Here is a 454-nt window from a genome sequence, read left to right as displayed (position 1 = left end):
CCAAAGGAAAATCAATAACAGAATTTATATATTTGTACTACTGTTACTAGGACTTAACATAGTTACAGGGGGGATATTTGACTTCAGTAAGAACTCCAAGAAAAGATTTTATTATAAGCATCTTAAGAGGATATGTCTTAGTTGCTTTGAGTGTAAACATCATTCCATCAATATTTGGAGTTAATTCAATTTGGTATGCAATGATAGTTTTGGAGTTTATCACATTAGTTGTATCAATAGTTCTTTTTATTAAATATAAAAAGGGGGGATTGGAAGAGTAGTTCCAATTCTATATGAAATTGCATAAAATTGGAAATTAACTTCCGATTATTATGAAGATAAATTATGTAAATTTTTTCGAGTATTCGTTTCAAAAAATGTTCCGATTTTATGATAGCTATAAATCATGTAAATAGGAGTTTATTCAAATATACAGGTAAATTTTTTATAAACT

Annotated in this window: 1 protein-coding gene; it reads left to right on the top strand. The window is 26.9% G+C overall.

The features are described from left to right. Positions 1 to 77 precede the first annotated feature (77 nt). Positions 78 to 281, top strand: coding sequence for a hypothetical protein (locus ABGF45_RS08400; RefSeq protein WP_134710621.1), 204 nt, complete (start codon positions 78 to 80; stop codon positions 279 to 281). The last annotated feature ends 173 nt before the right edge of the window (positions 282 to 454 follow it).

It is taken from the genome of Helcococcus sp. KG196 (genome assembly GCF_046035495.1).
In the GTDB taxonomy this organism is placed as follows: Bacteria; Bacillota; Clostridia; order Tissierellales; family Peptoniphilaceae; genus Helcococcus; species Helcococcus ovis.
The sequence above is the reverse complement of the archived record's forward strand: the minus strand, read 5'-3'. Positions and strand labels throughout refer to the sequence as shown.